The sequence below is a fragment of the Legionella quinlivanii genome (assembly GCF_900461555.1).
GTDB lineage: Bacteria > Pseudomonadota > Gammaproteobacteria > Legionellales > Legionellaceae > Legionella_C > Legionella_C quinlivanii.
In genome coordinates this window covers 17,647-38,320 of record NZ_UGOX01000002.1, presented here as the reverse complement: position 1 = coordinate 38,320, position 20,674 = coordinate 17,647, and the positions used below count along the sequence as shown (strand labels likewise).

Here is a 20,674-nt window from a genome sequence, read left to right as displayed (position 1 = left end):
TAACACTTGTCTGCTAATAGCATCTTTTGTTGCAGTGTGATTAAAAGTCACAGAGTTCTATATGGACAAAAACGAGCTACAAATTTTTTGTTCTTTCTTGTGCATGCTTACACCTCTGATTGAGAGTTTACTCTCTTAGCAGGTGTCCGACAAATCAGGGTACGATCAGGGATGGTTTTCTACTGGAAGGAACCAAAAACTATTTTTTCTCATGAGAAATCAGTTGATCACTATCCCTTGTTATCTTTTCGCTCGAATTAACCTTTGTTGGGTTAGATTTGAAAAGCAGATTTAAATTAGTGGTAATCTTGGCCTGATTTTGTTTGGCATTTTCTACCGCTTCTAAACCAGCATCGATGAACGTATCCAAAGTGACTAAAAATTGTTTAAATACAATGCCTAAACCAAACACTAGAGCAATATTATCTTTTTGTAACTCCAATGATAAAAAATTAGTTTTTAAACAAGTGTTAAACAACGGGTTATTAAATAAATAATTGTTAACAAAATCAAAAAAAAAGCTTTTGTCTTGTTCGGTGAAAGACGTCGTATGGATCATTAAATTAATGGTTGAGTTTTGCTTTGAATAAGCATTAACCAGTGAGCGGCCTATAGCTAATGACAAGCCTAACTTCGTTCGTTTTTGTGCCTGCGCAACCACCTCAATAATTGCTGAGTTTAACAAATAATCCCCAGGATAAATCAAAGGCAGCGGATTTGTAGTTTGAAAAAGAGATTGTGGTGAGTAAATAAAAGCATCTGCATAACCTGTTACCTCCGCTGCATAAAGAGGTTTAATTGAAACAGACTTGCCTATTTCATCTATTTTAACGTCATCAATAAGCAGCTCTTGATGATGAAGGGAGGTATGAAAAAGAGTAGCACAGTGTAATAGTTTGGCTAAATTATAATGCGCGAAACCTGTAATCACTAAATAGGTTTCATTGGCTGCGAGTTTTTGATTAAAATAATTTACACGGTTTGCCATATAGACATCACGTTCTTCAATAGATTGCTTATCTCTACTAGGCGAATCAATGAAAAAAACCTCTCTATTAGTTGTGGCAAGTACTAGCGATAAAATAAAATAAATTGCTACAGTATCAGTATCTTCAAAATCATTTATTAAATACTTTCTTATTTTGCCTCTAAATAGAAAATCTTTATTAGCTGGAGAGTCACCCAGCTTATAATCATCGGGGAGCTCGATAAAAATATGTTTTACAATTGCAGGTAATTCACTAACCACTTGCAATAACTGCTCAAAAAAAGCAACATCATTATGATTATGTAATACGCATAATCCTGGCTTCTGAGATAACAATTTTATGTATAGAGCTAATATTTTTTTATTCATTGAAAAGAAATCAGCATTTTTAGTTATATAAAATATTAGCAGATTGTCTTATATTGCTCCACTCCAATGGCATAATCATTACAAACCGCTAGTGGGCTAATCCATAAGAGACTGGTTCGCTATTAAAAATCATGGTGTGAAAAGTAGCGAAATTTAAAGATCAACTAGTTTAATAGTGCTAGTGGTACAAGCTTATGACTTCGTGGAAGCAGATAAAGGTTCGGCGGTGTTGATAAAGGAACGCTTGAGGATTTTGGAAACACTAGGATAGGATAAGAGCGAATACCGAACAATCACCCCAGCTCATGCACAGATTCAGCAGGTGCTGCATCAGACAGACACTTAGGTGACTGAATGAACCCACGTAATGACCATCAAATAATCCTCATTCTTTTTGGAATACAGGTGGAACTCCGTATACACTAAGCGGTTTTATCAGCACGTAGTTGATGAGCAGCAGGACTTTCTCCTGCTCCTAAATCTTCTACTCCGCTCTCCAGCAAATTTGTCTCAACGTCCAGCGGGAATCCATCGCTGCACCCATCCCTTCAAAGGGGTAAAGTGATATACTTGCGATCGAAAAGCGATGGAAAAATTTTAAAACTTAATAGGAGTATTTATGAAAATTACGGGCAGTCAACGTAATGCGGCAAGTTGGTATTGGAGTCAGATTTTAACTGGAGAGCTTATGCCTTCCGCTTTACTGGCCAGCAAAAAAAAACTAACTCCAATGATGTTAGCGATGGGAACAATAAATAGAAAAAGTTGCATGGAAGATCTGGCAATAACAAATCCGCTATGGAATGTACACTTTATGGGGGCCCTAGAATCCTTGCTTCTCAATGCCGATGTATCAGTTAAAATAGAATTAGACTACCAGCTTACTGGCATACTAAAAGAGGCTGCTAATAAGGCAAAGCTTTCTTCAGCATTATTTCCAATGGGAAAATTATGTATGTCGTTTGACGATAAAGGGAATATCATTGTGGGCGGGGAAACAATTAATGCAGCTGATTTCCTGAAAGAAGCCTGTCAAGAATCAAACACCCTTTCATGTTAGAATTTTAAATTTATTAAAATGAATTTAAAAGATTGATTCAACCTAGAATATATAGCTATTCTCGGATTGTTTCAAAAATATACCGAACATAATTTAAGTCTGATTATACGATAATCAGACTTAGTGGCTATTTCTATCAAATCAAGCCTGCTCTTGGAATGGGGTAGACATATCTGCTTTTATTTTAAATAAGGGTTTTACCGCATATCCAGCCCAAACTGGCAATGACACATAATCCCCGAAAGGTTCCGCTTTAAATTGACTTGTTCATCTCTTGCGGCTGGTACGAAGGATGCCAGGTCGGTTAATTTATTTTTGATCAGGGAGTAATGGCATAAAAAATTATCACTGCATTGGTAATATTTAGTCGCAAGTAGTACTTCTCATTTCGAAACATATTTGTGCTTACCTGATAAGATTGATGAGGGAAGGATTTTTATTTCTAACAAGAAAAAATAGATAAGTTATTGCTCATCAAATTGCGATAAGCTAATTTAAATAAAATAATTAAGTGATCCGCTTACCCATGGATACCAAGCACCGAAGCCCATTGATAGGCTGTAGTAGTTTATGAAATTATGGGGCAATACAATTATTGAATAAAGGTATTAAATGGGGGCCTTTGAACGGTTAGTATATTGGGTCTGATTATCACAGTAATCAGACTTAGCAAATCAGTTGGAGGTTAACATACCCCCCCTCCTCAGAGTTATAGTCGAAAGTGGTGTATGACAAGTTAAGTTAGGTGGCGTATTCTGTTGATTGTTCTTAGCGGGAACAAAAATCAACAAAGGAGATACGCCATGAAGGATTGTAGTCTAAAGCTTGCGTCAGCACCAGAGAGAGAAAGAGGTCTAGAAGACCCGTTAACTGAGGTGTTAAGGGAAGGAGCCAAGGAATTAATAAGAAAAGCAGTAGAAGCGGAGTTATCCGAGATGCTGTCAGCCTATTCTGAAGTGCGTTTACTGGATGGCCGTCCTTCAGTGGTTAGGAATGGTTATCTGCCTTCTCGCCAGATTCAGACAGGAATCGGCGAGGTGGAAGTTCAGGTACCTAAGGTAAGGGACCGCAGTGGCTCAGGCATTCACTTCAACAGCCAGCTATTGCCGCCTTATTTAAGACGTACTAAAAGCCTGGAAGAACTCATTCCCTGGCTGTATTTAAAGGGGTTATCCACGGGTGATTATACGGATGCCTTATCGGCATTGGTTGGAGAGAGTGCGCGAGGTTTATCGGCCAATACAGTATCCCGCTTAAAGGAAAAATGGCTTGATGAGCACAAGGAGTGGCAGCGCCAGGATTTAAGGAGCAAACGCTATGTTTATTGGTGGGCAGATGGTATTTACAGCAAGGTTCGTATGGATGATAAACTGTGCCTTCTAGTGATTATTGGTGTCACCGAGAGCGGATTAAAGGAACTTGTTGCCGTTTGTGATGGCTATCGGGAATCAACGGCTAGCTGGGAAGAAGTGCTGTTAAACTTACGTCAACGCGGTCTTCCTACAGCGCCTAAATTAGCGATTGGGGATGGTGCCTTAGGGTTTTGGGGAGCGATAAGCAAGGTTTATCCAGAAACCCGGCATCAACGATGCTGGGTGCACAAAACAGCTAATGTGTTGAACAAACTTCCCAAGTCTATGCAGCCTAAGGTAAAAGCCTCGCTACATGAGATTTGGATGGCTGAAAAGCGAGAAGATGCCTATAAGGCGTTTGATAATACAGTTGCGCTCTACAGTGCTAAATACCCAAAGGCCATGGAGTGCCTTGTCAAAGACAAAGAGGAGCTGCTGGCTTTCTATGACTTTCCAGCAGAGCACTGGATCCACATACGGACAACTAATCCTATTGAATCAGCCTTCTCCACAGTACGCTTGAGAACTCATAAGTCTAGAAACTGCGGCTCTAGAGACACCACTTTGGCCATGGTATTTAAACTGATGGAGGTCGCTCAAAAACGCTGGATTAAAATCAGAGGGTTTAACTTATTAACTTTGGTTATTAATAATGTGAAATTTGTAGATGGAGTACAAATTAGTAAACAGTCAGACAGAGTGGCCGCCTAATGGGCATACACCAGATTTGACAATAACTCCCCTCCTCTCTCAATTAGCGACATTATTTTTATGTTGCGAAGACATGGTTTTAACTTTCATAGAAACTTCAAATCCACAGGCATGTGCGTAATTTTGAATTGTTTTCCAGCTAGGATTCCCATTACCTTTTTCTAAGCGTGAGATATTCCCTTTTTGAGTTCCCATTTTTTTTGCTATCTCTTCCTGGGTTAGTCCAGATTTTCTTCTCATGGAAAGTAATGTATCTATCAAAGCAAACTCTTGCTCTAATAAATCGTACTCAGCTTTTACTTCAGGATTTTTAAGGGCTTTATTTTTTAGGCTTTGAATGCTCATTTTCAACCTCCGATTTTCTCTTTCTCGCTAATTCAAGTTCAGACCTAGGCGTTTTGCTACTTTTCTTAACAAAGGCAAGTAACACAATAATATGGCGCCCTTTCATGTAACAATAAAGAGAACGACCTATACCTTCTTTGGCTTTTGCTCTAATTTCAAAAAGACCATCGCCCATGGATTCAGTATGTGGTGGCCCCAAATTTGCTCCGTGCTCTTCAATTAATTCTAGAAGCCTAAGCATTCTAGCCTGAATTTTTGGAGGCATTTCCAGAATAGCTTCTTCTACAGAATCATTATAAAACTCGATGTTCCAGGTCATTGCAATTACTTTCTGTTGTTATCATATATGATAACACGAGCGAATAAATAATTCAAATTGATTAACAAGAGTAACTATTGGATTTCTTCTAATGAGCTCTTGAATCTCTACTAGTTTAAAATGTAACTGGAATTTGATCCCGTCAGTATCCTGGTTAGTTCTAAATAAACTTCATTTCTTCATTGGACAAGAATTCTTCATGTTCTTTGCGGGGTTTCTCGAAATGTTCCTTGTATTGCTTCAATAAAATTTCTAAAGCTTTGAAAGCTTTACCTTGTTCTGCCGTTATTTTATCTAAAAGAGTAAGCCAGCTGGCAAGCCTCTTTTCTACTGGTTCAAACTTCTTATTGCCCAAGATGGACTGAATGCTGTCGTAGGCATTTTTATAATTTTGAGAATCTCTATCGTATTTAGCCAGTGTAAACAATATATCCAAATCTAAATGAACTTGATGTATATCCTGTTCGGTAAAATATGATCTTGGCAGATGATAATCAGTAAGCGCGTGGATTAGTGTAGCTTTTACGAGTTCTTTAGCTTTGTTTTCTTCGAGTCCTATTCTATGAATAATAATTTGCCAGCGATTATATAATAATTGATAGAATTTGGAGTTAAAACTCTTTAGCTGGGAAACTTGTTCAATGAAAGCATTCCGTTCCTCATCACTAATTTCACTTCGTAACGTTTCTAAAATAGAAATATCAGAGTGACCATTTTCCAGAAATGTTGGTTTATCAAAGAATCCTGGGTTAACCATAATATCCCTAATCGGCTTGATTAATTGTAATTTATCATCTATTTGCGATTCATAATAGCGAAGCAGGAAAACCTGGTGGATGCTGCAGCCAGTCGGCATAAGTTTAGTTATACGATTTAATCAGACTTAGTCGATTTGCCCGATGGTAATCCCCCCATTTTTAACCCAAGTTAAAAGTAGAGCTTTAGGCCACTAGTGCCAATTTTTTCTTTGGAGGAATGCCTCCAATAGCGGTATTAGGGCGTTCATTATTATACGTCCACAACCATTGTGTCGCATGAAGTTGAACTTCTGCAATACTTTCAAATAAATATTGGCTTAACCAATCATATCGCACAGTACGATTATAGCGTTCAATATAAGCATTTTGTTGCGGGTTTCCTGGTTGAATGAAAACCAACTGTATCTGATTTTTATCAGCCCATTGCTTGAGCAACTTACTGATATATTCAGGTCCATTGTCACAACGAATCTGCTTGGGCTTGCCTCGCCATTCAATAATCTGATTCAGTGTTCTTATTACGCGCTCTGCCGGCAAAGAAAAATCCACTTCGATAGCAAGGCCTTCTCGATTGAAATCATCAAGGACATTTAATAATCGATAAGAGCGACCATTGTCAATGCGAGCGCTATGGTGATTCAACAGAAAACAGCCTTTGTATTGTCCGCAAAGATAACTCCGTACCCAATTATGAGATTGACAACTTGGTCTTAAGTTGCAGAATGTGTAAAAATAAAATTCAGGTTAAAAATTGATTAAAGAATATGCGACTTACCTACTTGGACTCACAAAGGACTCAGACCCAGCAGAAACAGAATGTCATCATAAATGGACTGGTTGGTCTATTTATGTACAGAAACGTTCAAATCCTATTACTGAGGTTATTTAGATTGGAATAATATGTGAAATATTGTTAAAGGTGTATTATTGGGTATAGTTCTGTCTATTCATTTGTTGTTAATTAGCTTGGCTCCTAAACAACCTTTTTCTGATCCCTTATGGGAAAATAATACCTTCACCAGGTGGTGATATTATAAGGATGCCCGTACCTCACGGTTGGCTAACATGTAGAAAAGTCACAGCGCCTCGTCAAATTTACATATTTTGTTCATTTTGATAGAATAATGCATCTTTGTGTTTAAATTTTATAAATGCCCATTCACTCTATATCCCTTTTAATTAACCAGGCTCTTAAAGGGAAAATTAATGCCTATGAATTATTGATTCAGCAACATGACGAAAAAAAAATCTCTGTTGCTCATTTACAACTTATTCACAAAGAAATCAGCGCAATCCTCCCTACCGATCCTCGTTACTCAAGCGCCTTAACCCTTCGAGGTATCATTAATCAATGGGGGGTGACTGGTATTATCGATATTAACCTTTCCATTAATTTATTTGAGCAGGCAATCGAATTAAATAATAATATGGCGATGTATTGTCTGGCAAAACTGTTTTATGTGGGGACTAGCTCTTTAATTGACTACCCTGCAGTTATAGAGTTGTTAAAGCGATCCTCTGATTTAAATAATCCTAAAGCCAGTTTTCAATTAGGAAAAATTTATCAAAATGGCTGGGGAAATATAAACGCAAATATTGATCTTGCAATTGAATTTTATGACAAAGCAATTGACTTAAACTGGACTCAAGCGATGATTGCAAGAGCTGAATTATTCAAGCGCGGTTTGGGAGGACCTGTTAATATTAATGCTGCTCGGAATTTATATCAAAGAGCAGCGGCTCTGAACAATAGAACGGCTATTCTTCATTTAGCCCGAATGCACCGGCAAGGGATTGATGGGGTACGAAATTTTAGCCAGGCAATTCAGCTATATACAAAAGCTGCAAGCTTAAATTGCCCCAGAGCTATGATGGAGCTAGGCTCTATGTTTGAAAAAGGACAAGGAGCGGCCACTAACCTCAGCAAAGCAATCGAGCTTTATTATAAGGCCTACTGTCTACTGCCTCGAATGAGCCCTACACAATTGATTGAGGCTTGCATTAAATCGAATGCTGAAAAAAGTAAGCAGATACTTTTTACTTTGTATTTGGACAAAGGAGACTTTGAAAAAATTTCGGAGCTTTTTATTTCATACCCCAATTATTTAATCCAGCTTTTATATAATAGAATTATTTACTTACTTGACTTTGAAGTTGAAAATGAATTACGGCAAGCTCTGATTAATTTATTCGTAACCAGCGACAGCGAGTGTTTAATTCATTTATCCAAATTGAAATATCTTGAATTTAAACTGGAACTACAAGCCAATAATCGTGAAAATGCTCTTAAAGTCTACTCAACCTATCTGGCCCAAAGAAATGATCTATCAGCAAATGATTATTATCGGCTGGGGAATCTCGAATTAGCGAAAATTACTGATTTGTCTCCTGAAAGGCAGGTAATACGCATTAATCAAGCCTGTATATTCTATTATAAAGCCTATAAAAAGGGGGATTTCGGCTGTTATCGTTTAATAGTTAATCTTCAACGTGAGATACAAAAAGAGGAGGATAGTTTATTAACAGATCAAATGCTTTTTAATCGTTTCGTAGATCTTATTCCTATAGAGCAAAATGACCTTCAAAAAAAGCACATTATAGCTTTTGAAACGTTTGTTATCATTGAGAAAAACAAACTTAAAAGACGACGATCCTGCTGTTTTTTTAATTCATTTACTAATAATTTTCTTAGCATGGCTGAGAAAATATTGAATCAGCTTCAGCATAATATTCCCTTGGCTGAAATCATTGAGGGGGATGCAGAGCTTGCTGCAATGGATAAGCAAAGTGATTTATACTTATTGGCCCAGAGTTTGATTTGTGAAACTCCTGGCGGTGAGAATTACAACGAAAACGACAGTCTTCTGCAGCCAAATGATCAACTCAACGATGAGAATTCAATTTTTAAAACGATTTTCTCCATGATTAATTCTTGCATGGAAAGTCGCGGACCTGGAGGAATCAGATATACTTAAAACATTCGTTATCGACTAACTCTGATAATAGTAATGTTTTGTCAAACTCTTTTTCTACCATATCCTGATTACAATGTTTATCTTCAGGAAAAAGTTCTATACCAGGTTTAAAAAAACCTGTGGCTTTCAACAGTATTGAGCATTTTTTTCGATAACCATCAGATAATCCTATTTCCTTTTTAAAATCGGGTAACATGAAGAAAACATTAGCAAGTATCGTCTCTATAGCTTCGTTCTTTGATTGAAAGATTACACCAATATTTTTATCAGAATTGCTGATTAGACTTGACTGACTGATAATTTCAAATTTACATAGAACAGTGAAAAATATTTTATTGATAAAATAAAAAAAATCTAATTCAAATAATGTGCAGGGATTTGATAACTTTCTTAAATAAATGGCTGATAACTCTTGTATAAAATGAGTCATATTTAGAATAATAGAACTCCACTCCTGCATATCAAAGATTGTTTCATTTTTTTTATTCTGAGCACGCACATTAGCAGAATTGGTTAACAAAAGAGCAAAAGCGGCCAAATGTCCTTTCGCTACAGCCAAATGCAAAGGGGTCTCATCGCTATTAGAAGCAGCCTCCAGGTTTGCACCTTTTTGAATCAGGGCTCTCATGGTAGAGGTATGATTATTCCAGGTAGCAAGGTGCAAAGGGGAGTCACCATCATTATTTCTGCTATTTATATCCGCTTTGTACTGAAGAAGAGTGATGACAGCGTCAGTATTTCCTTTCCAAGCAGCAGAATGGAGTGGTGTATCTCCATCTTTATTCACGGCAGAAAGACTAGCGCCTCTTTTAATTAATTTAATAATCATTGCAGGCTGATTTCCATATGCAGCTGAATGTAAAGGCGTATTATCATTCTGATTCCTGGCCTCAATTGAAGCGCCACAATCTAATAAATGATCAACAATATCGACATAACCCGCACGCGCAGCGATATGTAATGAAATAAATTGATGATGATTTTCTGCGTTGACATCTGCACCCAGCATAATAGTTTTTTTTACCGTATCCAATGATCCCTTTTCGCAAGCGGTAAAAAGTTGTACATCAATTTCTTTCATTAAATAGTCTTACTTAAATTGTTTGTATTCTGATTCTGACAAAGAAGCATGATAAGATGGATTTCCGCTGAACGCAATGCAAAATGTATGTGCAATTCCTAAATAGATATCAGCAAGCACATGAAACTCATATAATCAACCCCATTAAAAAATCATCGAAATAATGCTCTCCAATTCTCAAGGCTTTAACTACTGTCCCCTCACAAACAAAACCAAATTTTTTATACAACTGAATTGCCTGATGATTATCTGTACGGACCTGAAGCTGAAGTTTGACCAGTTGCTTCTGTTTAGCCCATTCAATTGCCTGCGCAAGCATTTCTGAACCCACTTTCTGCCCCCAATAATTACGAAGCACAGTTAAACCAATATAACCAATGTGCTTCAATCTGGATTGAGCAGACGTTTCTAGGAAAAGTTGCGATATGATCTGATCATTTACTTTTCCAACTAACATTAAATTCCTTTCTTCGCTAATGCATTCAGTAATAATTTTGCTTTCATCTTCCACAGAAATTGGAAACTCATTCAGACCAAACGTAAGGAAATCCGTTTCTCCTCCAACAGCATTTAAAAATTCAATAATTGCCTGTGCGTCCTCAGGTATTGCTTTCTTAATTTTACAATGGTGGCCAATTGTCATTACTCGGACTCATAAATTAGAATTTCCACCATTTTGCCATCATCCATTGTGATTGTTAAACCATTACTAAATTCGGATTGATTTGCCAATGCGCCTGCCTCAACTTTACTGATCACCAATTTATTTTTTTTCATGTAGTCATTTAATGACTCTAGTAAAATTTCTTCTATCAGGTCGGATGCTCTCATCTGATTCTCCTTAAGTATTTAACACGCCAGGTCTGGGTAAAATAGGAGTCGTTGAACGCTGTCCAGGAGTAGGTAATTGGAAAAATCCCATGCCTTCCTTTTGCGCTTGAATTGAGTTTTGAATAGATTGATCAAATTTCTTATTATTTTCATTTATATAATTCAAGCCAAGATGTACCACCAAGTGGGGTGGCATTTTTTCCATTTTTTCAATAATCTGATCTTTGCCCAAGCCTGAAAAGGTGCTGTGCAAATGTAGAGGTAATGTGGAACTTCCTTTGATTTCTGCAATAATTTGTTTTTGCCAACGATAGATATTGCTTTGAGCCGACTTAATTAAAGAGGACATAAGTTTACCATCACCAATAAATCCCGTTTTTTTGTCTGTCAGGGAATGAACCCAAAATAAATCATCGAACATTTGGCCTTCGATGGGTTTCCAGATGGATACATCATGCTTGCTCGCTCTGGAAATTGCCTCTTTTAGAGTCTCCAGAGTCATGATTTCAGCTGGAAAGACGTCATCCACTTTCAAATTGTATTTGTAGTGTAATTTCTTTAGCTCTTCAAGATAAATTGCCTCAGTTTCCGGACTTTCATTCTTTAAACAAACGAAAGTATCCAGATCATCGCAATCATCCCCTTTCACTTTAAGCTTTCCTTTTGCGGCGCTACCAAACACAAAGCCAAAAGCAAGAAGATCACCGAAAGCCCTGGTCACTGTCTGTTGAAAATCAAGAACAATAGGTTCAATATCATTCTTGTTTCGCAAGATAGAGGGTCCTCTGGGTTGAGAAGTTTTTTCCTCATAAGATTTAGGCAAATCCTGGTTGTTAATCAGATATTTAACAATTACCTCTGGAATAAGAATCGGCATCGCTGCGCGCTGCGTTCCCGTCGATGATTTTTTAACTATACCAGACGCTCCCATGCTATAGCCACCATAGGCTTTATAACCTATTTCAACGTCATGAATAGTTTCATTTTTCAGGACAATTCCGACATTACCTGGCCGGCCCGGGTTGACCGCGTCATCCCTGCTGGATATGTACTCGCTATCGCCATAAAGGCTAACATACATCCTGTTAGCACTATATTGTCCATCTAAATCGTTAAAATAAAGACTTAAATCCCGATCTTCTTTATAAGGATGAATAAAAGCAACAGGGCCATAGACCTCTTTAAAATTCGGATAGCGTTCGATTCCACGCACAATGATGGTGGGACTTATTTGGGACGTATTAAGGTTGATTATTCCACCTGAAAGAATATCCTTTTTATTTTGATGAATGAGCATCATTAAACGTTGAAGCTCACTCAATCGGTGAATAGGCCCAATAATTGTATTAGGATCATCACAAGCTCCCGCGGGCAAGCTGTTAAATGCCTGCTGAAATTGTTCGATAAACTTTTCAGCTATCTTGCGGTGAACCAGAATGGCGTCAGGGCCAGCACAATCCTGACCACTATTGAAGCCTTTCAAAAGAGTCGCACCTTTTACGGCTTCTTCAATATTAGCTGTTTCAGTGACTACAACAGGATTATGTCCTGCACCATTGATGATCAGTAAAGTGTCCTGCTTCATTAATTTCAGGAATTTTTCGGCGTTGGAGGGTTTCCCTGTAAAAATTACCAGGTTGGCGTTTCGGATATATTTTTCAAATCCAGCATGCTCTTCATTCACAACCCCTACGTTGGGAAATAAATTATCCAAATCGAGTTCATCATAAATTCTAGATATTAAATTGAGTTCCTGAAGAATTGAATTAGGTCTCACATGAACTGATTTGCTTAGGAATGAGGGAATAATTGCAAAAATTAAAAGAGAATAAAGTGGTAAATTGCTTGGCAGCATAATAGCGATTGAATCAATCGATTGTGTGCAATTCAAGTAAGCCGAATTTTCTTCAATACCATCAATTGTCCGGATACAACGTTCAATTTCATAATCCGTTACATCGAATGGCTGATATTCAGCAAGTAAATTTTTGAGAGCTTCTGATTTTGCTTTCAGTCTGACTTTTAGTTCCGCTAATAGTTTTAAATAATGCATGTGAATTATTTGTGCTCAAAAAAAATCTGAATTTTACATCATGCTTAAATTATTATCAATCACGATAAATTATACGCTTATTTATTAATAAGTGATTTGGAAATATATCCAGGATCAACACAAGGTATTTATGTCCGACCCGCATCTACAAATGGCAAGCAGATCAAGAGCTTATCACATAATTACATCGTCGCTCAGAAGGAGAAAATTTTGATTAAATGCCTATGCCTGATCTTTCTATCGATGATGTTGATCTCGCTCAATCCTCCTCATCAAACTTACCCAGAGCTAAAGAATCTCATGTAATTTTTCGTGTAAGAGCCTTTTATCGATGAGTTTTGTTTCGTATTCAGTGTAGTGGTCTAATATGCCTGGACACTTTATTCTCATTCATTCAAGGAAAATAATAAGATGAGCGTCACTCCTCGAATTAGGTGAATTCAAGTTTGGACGATGTAACGTTTAACGCTATGCTTGTATAAGTGGTCTGTCTATTGAATTTATAGCCAGCTTTTACGATTGTGCCGACACTGTCGGCAATTTGTGGGTAACAACGATAAAACTTTACATACCTATGCAGGGACATTTATTGCAATTGCTGAGTTACTCTCTAAATTAAATGCCATATTTACGAGACTTTCTTGTTTAGAGTATATAGTTTATACCGTGAGTATAAGCTAGCCTCAATAGTTTTAAATTTGCCCCTCTAGGATGCACTTCTCCCCTTTCCCATTTTTGATAAGTTGAGGGTGTTACATTCAATATCTTAGCCATAACTGTTTGGCTCAGGTTCTCTTTTATTCGCATTTTTTTGATTTCATTCGCCTGAAGTTCCTTAACCTCACTGACATTCAAAAGCTCAATTTCCCTAATCGTAATCGGATCTAAACGAATATCCCTGGCGGCTTCTAATACAGCCTCAATAATCTTACTCATCACGTACCTCCAATAACGAACCGCTATCTAACAATCCAGCAATTTCTTTGTCAGAATAAGCGAATAAAGATTTGGCAAAAATTTTAAGAGCACGCTCCTCATTAGTGGATATATTATCTTTCATATTTTTTTCAAAGCCAAAAATGAAATAACAATTTTTACCCTTTTTGAAAGCAACAATTGTTCTAGTGCTACCACTCTTCCCTCTTCCTTTATTAGCGACTCTTTTTTTGATGATCCCACCACCATAATTAGCTTCATAAATATCATTAGCTATTTCCTGAGCAGCAATGAGAAGGCGTTTATCGCTAATCTCATTCTTCATAGCCCATTTACAGAAAGTTTTTGTTTTTATAATTCGCATAATATGAGATCTGAATAGTAATATTTACTATAGCAAATATTACTATAGCAAGCAATTTATTATGAAATGGCCCGCCTTCATATTATGTTTTCAAAAATAGATCCTTAGTTAGTTCAATAAAACCACCGTTTTTGTAAACTCTTCAAAATTTATCCCGCAAGCTGATTTTGCGGGTCTTAAAGAGTTCAAATAACTGTTTCAATTAATTATTGTTTAATTTATACTGCTTTAACCTTTTATTGAACTGATCTCAAATGCTAATTGGCTATGCTCGAATTTCAACCAGCAGTCAAAATTTAGATCTGCAAATTGATGCCCTGCAAAAAGCGGGCTGTGAAAAAATATTTCAAGACCAGATTAGTGGCTCTCTAATAAACCGCCCTGCTCTCGAACTTCTGTTAAAAGAAATTCGTAAAGGAGACGTCCTGATTATTTGGAAACTCGACAGATTAGGACGATCATTTAAGGATTTAATTGATTTAGTGAACACCCTTCTTGAAAAAGGTGTTGGAATAAAAAGCCTGAATGATCCAATAGACACTACCACGCCTCAAGGTCGTTTGATATTCAATATATTCGGGTCTTTAGCTGAATTTGAAAGAGAGCTTATTAAAGAAAGAACGATAGCAGGTCTTGAAGCAGCAAGAGCCAGAGGCAAAAAAGGTGGACGACCAAAGGGACTATCCAAAAAAGCATTAGCCACTGCGCATTCGGCGGAGCTTTTATATAAAGAGGGAAGACTCAGTGTCTCGGAAATTTGTGAGCAACTAGCAATAACCCGAGCAACTTTTTATAAATACCTACGCCTTCGTAATGTCATGATTTCTTCTGAGAATCAAAGAAAACGATGCCACTCCTCTCTTGTATTTAGTACAGTTAATTCAATAAGATAGTTCATTGGAAATTATTCCTTATGTCATAAACAGTCATAATCTATTCAAATAAGCGGGGATGGTAACACGCATTTGTATCATAATCTGGAGTTGTGCTAATGAGCATGCAGTATATTCGCAGATATTATAAAGTACCTGCAAAAAGAGGCCAAAAAGTTATCGCTAACGGCCAATTAGGTGTGATTACTGGATCAAGAGGTGCCTATTTGAGAATACGCTTGGAAAAAGAGAAAAAATCATCTTTATATCATCCTATTTGGGAAATGCAATATTGTTCTTAATATTAGCTCCTATAGTGATAGCCCTAATAACATCGACAGGGCCGTAGCCTAGGCCTTAACGATCATAATTTCAAGTTTCAATAAAATTTATCAATAGCGCTATAGATGATTTGCTTTGGAGAGAACCAATGCCGGACCACTTTACCAGTCAAATTTTAGATAAATACAAGTTATTTTCTATGCCTCAGGTAGAAATAGAACAATCGTTATATGATAAATTAATCGCATTCGGATTTAATCGGTCAATATTAAATCAATGGCATCCTCCATATAATTCGCCTAGACGTATGCTTGAAAGGCATATTGACGTTTTGATTTATTTACGTGAGCAGGGAGTATCCGCTCAACAATCCATTGTTGAAATAAATTCCTTGAATACCTATGAAGCATGGGGTGTGCGCCTCTTGTATTCAAGTGGCTTAAGAGGGGAAAACATACGGGAGTTGAAAAATCATTTTCGCACATTATATCCAGAAGCTGATTTTTATGAACAGATAGTTAATGCTCTTCAAGATTTGATAGAACTCCAGAAACTCACTGTATCTGATGCTATCGAAGAGATAAAAAAAATGGATGTTGAGCAGATGATTTCTTGTTTTTCGATAGATTAGCTGAAAACCAAGTCGGATCATGCCAGGTAATTTGAGACAATTGATATGTCCGATATTACACTGCTATCAATTGGCGCGTTTACCCTGGTGCCCATCGATAGTGCGATTTCATAACATAGAAAATTTGTGGTTTTATTCAACTAGTAGGCTAAAGTGTTTCCTCAAACTTTAAAATATCTAACTGGCAAATGTATCTTGTTCATATTCTCCTCAGTGCATATTGATTCATAGCAGAAAAATTTTTCTACTTGGATTCGATCTATATCTAAAATGTAACGATACTGTTTCGTTACAAATATTAATTAATTCCATCTGAGTGACTCTTTTAAAATTTCACTGAGCCAATCTATTTCTTTTCTGAGGGAGGAATGAGATCAAAAGGACCCTTGTTGGATTCCTTATAATTGACGCTACAATTCCACTGTTGTAACATTGAGTTTAGTTACAATAATGTTACGTGGCGAGATTTAAATGGCTAAAATTAGCTTCTATGATGTGGCGCAGCAATGTAATAGGTTACAGCTTCTTGGCGAAAAACCTTCGGTTAGAAAGCTAAGGGCAGTTTTAGGGGGATCTTTCACCACTATTAATGAATACTTACGCCAATGGAGAGAGGAACAAAGCTTGGCTGGTACATCCGAATTTGAGATATCTAAAGAGCTGCAGGATGTTATCCAGTCAGAATTTGTTCGTATAGCCAAAGAAGTGCAAAGTTCAATGCATGTTGCTCTGGAAGAAAAAACTGCCGATTTGGAAGATGCTCTAAAAGAAATAAAAGAATTGAATGGGAAAAACTTCAATCTGGAAATAAAAATTGCTGAAACCAATAAACATTACGAGCAGCATAAGATTGAATCTGACAAAAAGCTTGCCATCCTGGAAGCCGAAATAAGCTATTTGAAAAATGAAAAGGAGATGCTGCATAAAAAGCTGGGTGAAGCCAATAAAGCAAAGCATGATGCAGAAATTTCGGCCGTAGAAGCGAAAGCCAGATTAGATGAAATTAAAAAACAAATGAAGAAGAAAGAAGCGGAGTAACGTAACGGTAACGCTCCTGTATCGTTACATCAGAGTGCCTAGACACTTTCTATTAATATAGTGGCTAATGATTATTTTAATGAAAACATTAGTTGTTCTGCATCCTATATCCGTCAGTATGAAGTATACCCTAACTTGACGTCAGGCTAAGGCCTCAAAACAGTGTCAGAAAAATATGTTTTTATCATTTGTTGACAATTTATCACAAACGTCATAGAGTTCAATCTGACATTTCGTTAAAGGAAGCACCGTGAGCGGAAAACGAGTAGGCTATATTCGAGTCAGCAGCTTTGACCAAAATCCGGATCGCCAGTTAGATGGCATTAAACTCGATAAAACATTTATTGATAAAGCATCCGGTAAAGATGTTAATCGACCCCAACTTGACGCCCTACTTGCTTATGTTCGAGATGGCGATATCGTCATTGTCCATAGTATGGATCGGCTCGCCCGTAATCTTGTTGATTTACGTAATTTAGTAAATGACTTAACTTCTAAAGATGTGAGCGTAGAATTTATCAAAGAAAATCTAACCTTTAGTAGTGAAAACTCACCCATGGCTATTTTACTCCTCTCGGTGATGGGAGCTTTTGCTGAATTTGAGCGTGCCCTTCTTAAAGAACGACAACGAGAAGGGATTGAGTTAGCAAAAAAACGTGGTGCTTATCCTGGGCGGAGAAAGATTTTGTCTGATGAGCAAGTTCAATTGTTAAGGGAGAAGGTTGCGGCTGGAGCAAAAAAGGCGCATGTAGCCAGCGACTTAGGTATTAGCCGGGAAACACTGTATCAATACTTAAAGACCAGTAGTATTTAAAGATAAATGGGGGAATTTACATATATCTGCAACTGTCAGATCAAGTTTGAATTACTACAGCTAAATTTGTGTAATTAAACCCGAAGGGGCGAGATCGAAGCTCTCGCCAAGCTTAAACATTAATATCCAAAAAGCGTCAACGTTAACATTAAACCAAATTGGTAAAACTTCACGTTAATAGTTATTGAGATATTAATTATACAAGTTTGCTTCATTTGAATTACTCAAAAACAAACCTGCCGGCAGGTTGTTTAAACCCGTCCTTATTTACCGACGCGTTTAATTACGTCGCTCAGGAACTTATGCGCAATATTTCCTGAGAGCGATAAGCGCCTTGATCTTTACAGCCCTGAGCACCGCTCACTAAAGCTGCAAGGTCTGCTTACCTTCGCCACTTACCAAACAGTGACGCTAGGGACTTTGGTGTCCCATATAAATTATAGAGTAATTATTCTTGATAAATTTGATAAATACTTACTTTGAGAAGATAATCAGATTTATAACCGATTTCTTGTTGATATCTGTGGTTGAAACAGGACGGTTGTGTTTTCTTCACAGTAGTTAGCCCACTATTTGCCCGTTTCTATAAATGAAATGCTGAGCAAAAATTCAGATATAGTGTTTTCTGATACCAATTGATGTGCCACTTTTGATTGTTTCAGGGCGAGTATGCTGCAGCTTTGCAGATAGGCAGGTGTGGTTTATAGAGTACACACCAAAAATCACATATATTGTGCTTTCTTGTGCGATACGCTACAATATATAGTAATTATTCGTTTTTCTCGCAATTATAGTCAGGTGCTTAATTTATGAGTTAGTCCTGCACTAAAAGAGGGTAAATCTATAAGAGGGCTGTATGGAAATCAAAGACTTGGCAGGAATAAGCAAACCATTAGAGAAATTAATTGTGACAATTTCTAAAGGTTTGGGCTGTCTTTTTACCGCCTATATTACAAAGAGAAATACCACGGCTCATTTGCAAGCGATGGAAGATTTCACAGAAGTTATTGCTAAAAGTCCTGTCCCCATTAAAGAAGCAGAATACCAAGGGAATGGGTTTGTCGTAAAATTTTCATCGGATGGTGAAATTCTAAATAGAGCAAAATCCAGAGAAGAATTTAAGAGTATTAAAAAGCAGTGCAATATTGAGAGCATCATCTCTCAGACAGCTGATGAATTGAATAAAGATGAGGCAATTTCCGCGGAAGAAGTTGAAGAAGATTGGATCACTCGATACTTTAATATCATAGAAGATATAAGCGATGAGCAGATGCAAAATATTTGGGCTAAAGTGCTTGCAGGTGAAATCCGCAAGCCCAAATCATATTCGCTACGTACTTTAGAATTGCTAAAGAATCTTTCAAAAGAAGAGGCAAATCTATTTAACACAATCTCCGCTTATGCTATTAACATCAATAATCAATTTTGTCTTTTAAATACAAATGAATTGCTCTCTTTAGCTAAAGAGCTGACCTATACAGATATTATAAATTTAAAGGATTCTGGTCTGATTTCTAATTCGGAGGCCTTATGTAGTATAGATTTTAGTGAAAGAAATAGCTGCACCCTAATTAACTGTAAAAAGCTTATAATCATAGAAGCAAGCCAAGAAAGTAGTAAGATCCAGCTGTCAATATTACCTTTTACTAAAGCAGGTACTGAGTTACTAGCCTTCACCAATCCCACATCAAATAATGAATATATAATGAAATTATGCAATCTGGTTAAGGCTAGTAAAGCTAGGATTCATGTTGCCGATATCGAGAAAATTGTCGGTGATAAAATCTCTTATAAAAATAAAAATGTAATAAGTGGGTAAATCCCCTCTAAAGTTCTTACACTGCGCAATAGTCGGCCGATATTACCTGTCCTCTCATAAATATTCAATTTCAATGAGTTTTTGATTTTATGTTAGTTAGATCAGTTTCAATACATACGGAGGCTTATTTTCAGAAACAAATTCTTATTAAAGGTCAAAGAGGAGGAATAAGGCTTCGCTGCATTATTGGGTTTTCCCGGCATATCCAGCCCAAACTGGCAATGACTATGCACGTGGCGTGACCGAGTAGTAGCTACGAGCTATTTGTTACAACTTTCTACATAAAAGTATGCCTTGCCCAATTGGTACCACTAAAGCATCAACTCTTTTATCTTCCAGTGCACGATCAATCATTGGTTGAAGATCCAATTGATGAGAAATCACATTATCTGCCATTAAGATGCCACCAGACACTGAGGTGGTCAAGTAAATTGACACACCCAGTTAAGCAATTTTCTTAAATTCCCCCCAAACCCGTTCAAACTGATTCGGATTCATATAGCCAAGGTGCGAATGCATCCTGTGACTGTTATAAAACATAGTAATGTAGCTCAAAATATCTTGCTGCGCTTCATAACGAGTTTGGTATTGTTTCCATTGGACTTGTTCTCGTTTTAAAGTTCCAAAAAAGCTCTCAGCCACAGCGTTGTCCCAACAATCACCTTTTCGACTCATACTTCCAACACATCCATAAAGACTTAAAAGATTTCTATAGTCATGACTCGCATACTGCGAGCCACGGTCAGAATGAACAATCAGCCCGCGTTTTGGTTTTCGTTGCCAAATAACCATTTTCAGAGCGTTACAAACCAGATCGGATGTCATCCGAGACCCCATGCTCCATCCCACTACTTTTCTGGAAAACAAGTCAATGACAACTCCTAAATATAACCAGCCTTCTTGAGTATTAATGTAGGTGATATCTGACACATAAGCCTTATCAGGACACGTTACAGTAAACTCACGGTTAAGCACATTTTCAAATACAGGCTTCTTGTGATTGCTGTTGGTAGTGACCTTATATTTCTTTCTATATCGAACAAAAACACCAGCTGTAATGGTCAAGTAAATTCGGA

The 20,674-nt window shown here is 37.2% G+C and carries 20 protein-coding genes and 2 pseudogenes; 9 read left to right on the top strand and 13 right to left on the bottom strand.

The features are described 5' to 3' along the window. Positions 1 to 199 precede the first annotated feature (199 nt). Positions 200 to 1,357, bottom strand: coding sequence for a hypothetical protein (locus DYH61_RS15160; RefSeq protein WP_058508518.1), 1,158 nt, complete (start codon positions 1,355 to 1,357; stop codon positions 200 to 202). Positions 1,358 to 1,976: 619 nt separating this feature from the next. Here DYH61_RS15160 and DYH61_RS15155 point away from each other — a divergent pair. Next, a complete protein-coding gene (locus DYH61_RS15155; protein ID WP_058508519.1) occupies positions 1,977 to 2,417 on the top strand; it encodes a hypothetical protein in 441 nt (146 codons plus the stop codon). A gap of 803 nt (positions 2,418 to 3,220) precedes the next feature. Then, positions 3,221 to 4,480 carry an IS256 family transposase gene (locus DYH61_RS15150; protein WP_058506442.1) on the top strand — a complete coding sequence of 420 codons (1,260 nt, stop codon included), beginning with the start codon at positions 3,221 to 3,223 and terminating at the stop codon, positions 4,478 to 4,480. 39 nt (positions 4,481 to 4,519) lie between these two features. On the opposite strand, the gene DYH61_RS15145 is transcribed toward DYH61_RS15150, so the two are convergent. The 4 genes and pseudogenes from DYH61_RS15145 to DYH61_RS15130 all read right to left on the bottom strand — a co-directional run. After that, entirely contained in the window at positions 4,520 to 4,825 is a 306-nt protein-coding gene (locus tag DYH61_RS15145) for a helix-turn-helix domain-containing protein (protein ID WP_058508209.1), read from the bottom strand. Then, positions 4,800 to 5,144 carry a type II toxin-antitoxin system RelE/ParE family toxin gene (locus tag DYH61_RS15140; RefSeq protein ID WP_058508210.1) on the bottom strand — a complete coding sequence of 115 codons (345 nt, stop codon included), beginning with the start codon at positions 5,142 to 5,144 and terminating at the stop codon, positions 4,800 to 4,802. Before DYH61_RS15140 ends, DYH61_RS15145 begins: the two co-directional genes overlap by 26 nt. Positions 5,145 to 5,304: 160 nt before the next feature. After that, positions 5,305 to 5,901 (bottom strand): hypothetical protein, encoded by a 597-nt coding sequence (locus tag DYH61_RS15135; protein WP_133129140.1) that lies wholly within the window; start codon positions 5,899 to 5,901, stop codon positions 5,305 to 5,307. A 184-nt stretch (positions 5,902 to 6,085) separates the two neighbouring features. Next, positions 6,086 to 6,517, bottom strand: a pseudogene (locus DYH61_RS15130) (integrase core domain-containing protein); the annotation flags it as partial. A 536-nt stretch (positions 6,518 to 7,053) separates the two neighbouring features. On the opposite strand from DYH61_RS15130, the gene DYH61_RS15125 reads away from it, so the two are divergent. Continuing rightward, complete coding sequence (locus tag DYH61_RS15125) at positions 7,054 to 8,877, top strand: tetratricopeptide repeat protein (protein WP_058508212.1); 1,824 nt, start codon at positions 7,054 to 7,056, stop codon at positions 8,875 to 8,877. Here DYH61_RS15125 and DYH61_RS15120 read toward each other — a convergent pair. The 6 genes from DYH61_RS15120 to DYH61_RS15095 form a co-directional block, all read right to left on the bottom strand. Further along, positions 8,864 to 9,958 carry an ankyrin repeat domain-containing protein gene (locus DYH61_RS15120; protein ID WP_058508213.1) on the bottom strand — a complete coding sequence of 365 codons (1,095 nt, stop codon included), beginning with the start codon at positions 9,956 to 9,958 and terminating at the stop codon, positions 8,864 to 8,866. The two genes, DYH61_RS15125 and DYH61_RS15120, sit on opposite strands and share 14 nt — an antisense overlap. A 127-nt stretch (positions 9,959 to 10,085) precedes the next feature. Further along, on the bottom strand, positions 10,086 to 10,601 hold the full coding sequence (locus tag DYH61_RS15115; protein WP_058508214.1) for a GNAT family N-acetyltransferase: 516 nt from the start codon (positions 10,599 to 10,601) through the stop codon (positions 10,086 to 10,088). Then, entirely contained in the window at positions 10,601 to 10,789 is a 189-nt protein-coding gene (locus DYH61_RS15110) for a hypothetical protein (RefSeq protein WP_058508215.1), read from the bottom strand. Before DYH61_RS15110 ends, DYH61_RS15115 begins: the two co-directional genes overlap by 1 nt. 10 nt (positions 10,790 to 10,799) lie before the next feature. Further along, positions 10,800 to 12,842 (bottom strand): aldehyde dehydrogenase family protein, encoded by a 2,043-nt coding sequence (locus tag DYH61_RS15105; protein WP_058508216.1) that lies wholly within the window; start codon positions 12,840 to 12,842, stop codon positions 10,800 to 10,802. 645 nt (positions 12,843 to 13,487) lie between these two features. After that, a complete protein-coding gene (locus DYH61_RS15100) occupies positions 13,488 to 13,778 on the bottom strand; it encodes a helix-turn-helix domain-containing protein (protein WP_058508217.1) in 291 nt (96 codons plus the stop codon). Beyond that, complete coding sequence (locus DYH61_RS15095) at positions 13,771 to 14,142, bottom strand: type II toxin-antitoxin system RelE/ParE family toxin (RefSeq protein WP_058508218.1); 372 nt, start codon at positions 14,140 to 14,142, stop codon at positions 13,771 to 13,773. Before DYH61_RS15095 ends, DYH61_RS15100 begins: the two co-directional genes overlap by 8 nt. A 254-nt stretch (positions 14,143 to 14,396) precedes the next feature. On the opposite strand from DYH61_RS15095, the gene DYH61_RS15090 reads away from it, so the two are divergent. The 6 genes from DYH61_RS15090 (at position 14,397) to DYH61_RS15065 (ending at position 19,598) form a co-directional block, all read left to right on the top strand. Then, positions 14,397 to 15,035 carry a recombinase family protein gene (locus tag DYH61_RS15090; protein WP_058508219.1) on the top strand — a complete coding sequence of 213 codons (639 nt, stop codon included), beginning with the start codon at positions 14,397 to 14,399 and terminating at the stop codon, positions 15,033 to 15,035. A 98-nt stretch (positions 15,036 to 15,133) separates the two neighbouring features. Then, positions 15,134 to 15,316 carry a hypothetical protein gene (locus DYH61_RS15085; protein WP_058508220.1) on the top strand — a complete coding sequence of 61 codons (183 nt, stop codon included), beginning with the start codon at positions 15,134 to 15,136 and terminating at the stop codon, positions 15,314 to 15,316. 128 nt (positions 15,317 to 15,444) lie between these two features. Next, a complete protein-coding gene (locus DYH61_RS15080; RefSeq protein WP_058508221.1) occupies positions 15,445 to 15,927 on the top strand; it encodes a hypothetical protein in 483 nt (160 codons plus the stop codon). Positions 15,928 to 16,398: 471 nt separating this feature from the next. Beyond that, entirely contained in the window at positions 16,399 to 16,965 is a 567-nt protein-coding gene (locus tag DYH61_RS15075) for a DNA-binding protein (RefSeq protein ID WP_058508222.1), read from the top strand. A 250-nt stretch (positions 16,966 to 17,215) separates the two neighbouring features. Beyond that, positions 17,216 to 17,779 carry a recombinase family protein gene (locus tag DYH61_RS15070; protein ID WP_058508223.1) on the top strand — a complete coding sequence of 188 codons (564 nt, stop codon included), beginning with the start codon at positions 17,216 to 17,218 and terminating at the stop codon, positions 17,777 to 17,779. An 856-nt stretch (positions 17,780 to 18,635) separates the two neighbouring features. Further along, on the top strand, positions 18,636 to 19,598 hold the full coding sequence (locus DYH61_RS15065; protein ID WP_058508224.1) for a DUF2806 domain-containing protein: 963 nt from the start codon (positions 18,636 to 18,638) through the stop codon (positions 19,596 to 19,598). Between the two features lie 267 nt (positions 19,599 to 19,865). On the opposite strand, the gene DYH61_RS15940 is transcribed toward DYH61_RS15065, so the two are convergent. Both DYH61_RS15940 and DYH61_RS15060 read right to left on the bottom strand, forming a co-directional pair. Further along, a complete protein-coding gene (locus DYH61_RS15940) occupies positions 19,866 to 19,994 on the bottom strand; it encodes a hypothetical protein (RefSeq protein ID WP_256595728.1) in 129 nt (42 codons plus the stop codon). A gap of 48 nt (positions 19,995 to 20,042) precedes the next feature. Then, positions 20,043 to 20,651: pseudogene (locus DYH61_RS15060) on the bottom strand (IS3 family transposase); the annotation flags it as partial. Positions 20,652 to 20,674 lie beyond the last annotated feature (23 nt).

What these genes read in the sequence shown, in the direction of transcription:
- DYH61_RS15160 (WP_058508518.1), bottom strand. Translation starts at nt 1,357, where the DNA reads ATGAATAAAAAAATATTAGCTCTATACATAAAATTGTTATCTCAGAAG.
- DYH61_RS15155 (WP_058508519.1), top strand. Translation starts at nt 1,977, where the DNA reads ATGAAAATTACGGGCAGTCAACGTAATGCGGCAAGTTGGTATTGGAGT.
- DYH61_RS15150 (WP_058506442.1), top strand. Translation starts at nt 3,221, where the DNA reads ATGAAGGATTGTAGTCTAAAGCTTGCGTCAGCACCAGAGAGAGAAAGA.
- DYH61_RS15145 (WP_058508209.1), bottom strand. Translation starts at nt 4,825, where the DNA reads ATGAGCATTCAAAGCCTAAAAAATAAAGCCCTTAAAAATCCTGAAGTA.
- DYH61_RS15140 (WP_058508210.1), bottom strand. Translation starts at nt 5,144, where the DNA reads ATGACCTGGAACATCGAGTTTTATAATGATTCTGTAGAAGAAGCTATT.
- DYH61_RS15135 (WP_133129140.1), bottom strand. Translation starts at nt 5,901, where the DNA reads ATGGTTAACCCAGGATTCTTTGATAAACCAACATTTCTGGAAAATGGT.
- DYH61_RS15125 (WP_058508212.1), top strand. Translation starts at nt 7,054, where the DNA reads ATGCCCATTCACTCTATATCCCTTTTAATTAACCAGGCTCTTAAAGGG.
- DYH61_RS15120 (WP_058508213.1), bottom strand. Translation starts at nt 9,958, where the DNA reads ATGAAAGAAATTGATGTACAACTTTTTACCGCTTGCGAAAAGGGATCA.
- DYH61_RS15115 (WP_058508214.1), bottom strand. Translation starts at nt 10,601, where the DNA reads ATGACAATTGGCCACCATTGTAAAATTAAGAAAGCAATACCTGAGGAC.
- DYH61_RS15110 (WP_058508215.1), bottom strand. Translation starts at nt 10,789, where the DNA reads ATGAGAGCATCCGACCTGATAGAAGAAATTTTACTAGAGTCATTAAAT.
- DYH61_RS15105 (WP_058508216.1), bottom strand. Translation starts at nt 12,842, where the DNA reads ATGCATTATTTAAAACTATTAGCGGAACTAAAAGTCAGACTGAAAGCA.
- DYH61_RS15100 (WP_058508217.1), bottom strand. Translation starts at nt 13,778, where the DNA reads ATGAGTAAGATTATTGAGGCTGTATTAGAAGCCGCCAGGGATATTCGT.
- DYH61_RS15095 (WP_058508218.1), bottom strand. Translation starts at nt 14,142, where the DNA reads ATGCGAATTATAAAAACAAAAACTTTCTGTAAATGGGCTATGAAGAAT.
- DYH61_RS15090 (WP_058508219.1), top strand. Translation starts at nt 14,397, where the DNA reads ATGCTAATTGGCTATGCTCGAATTTCAACCAGCAGTCAAAATTTAGAT.
- DYH61_RS15085 (WP_058508220.1), top strand. Translation starts at nt 15,134, where the DNA reads ATGAGCATGCAGTATATTCGCAGATATTATAAAGTACCTGCAAAAAGA.
- DYH61_RS15080 (WP_058508221.1), top strand. Translation starts at nt 15,445, where the DNA reads ATGCCGGACCACTTTACCAGTCAAATTTTAGATAAATACAAGTTATTT.
- DYH61_RS15075 (WP_058508222.1), top strand. Translation starts at nt 16,399, where the DNA reads ATGGCTAAAATTAGCTTCTATGATGTGGCGCAGCAATGTAATAGGTTA.
- DYH61_RS15065 (WP_058508224.1), top strand. Translation starts at nt 18,636, where the DNA reads ATGGAAATCAAAGACTTGGCAGGAATAAGCAAACCATTAGAGAAATTA.
- DYH61_RS15940 (WP_256595728.1), bottom strand. Translation starts at nt 19,994, where the DNA reads ATGGCAGATAATGTGATTTCTCATCAATTGGATCTTCAACCAATGATT.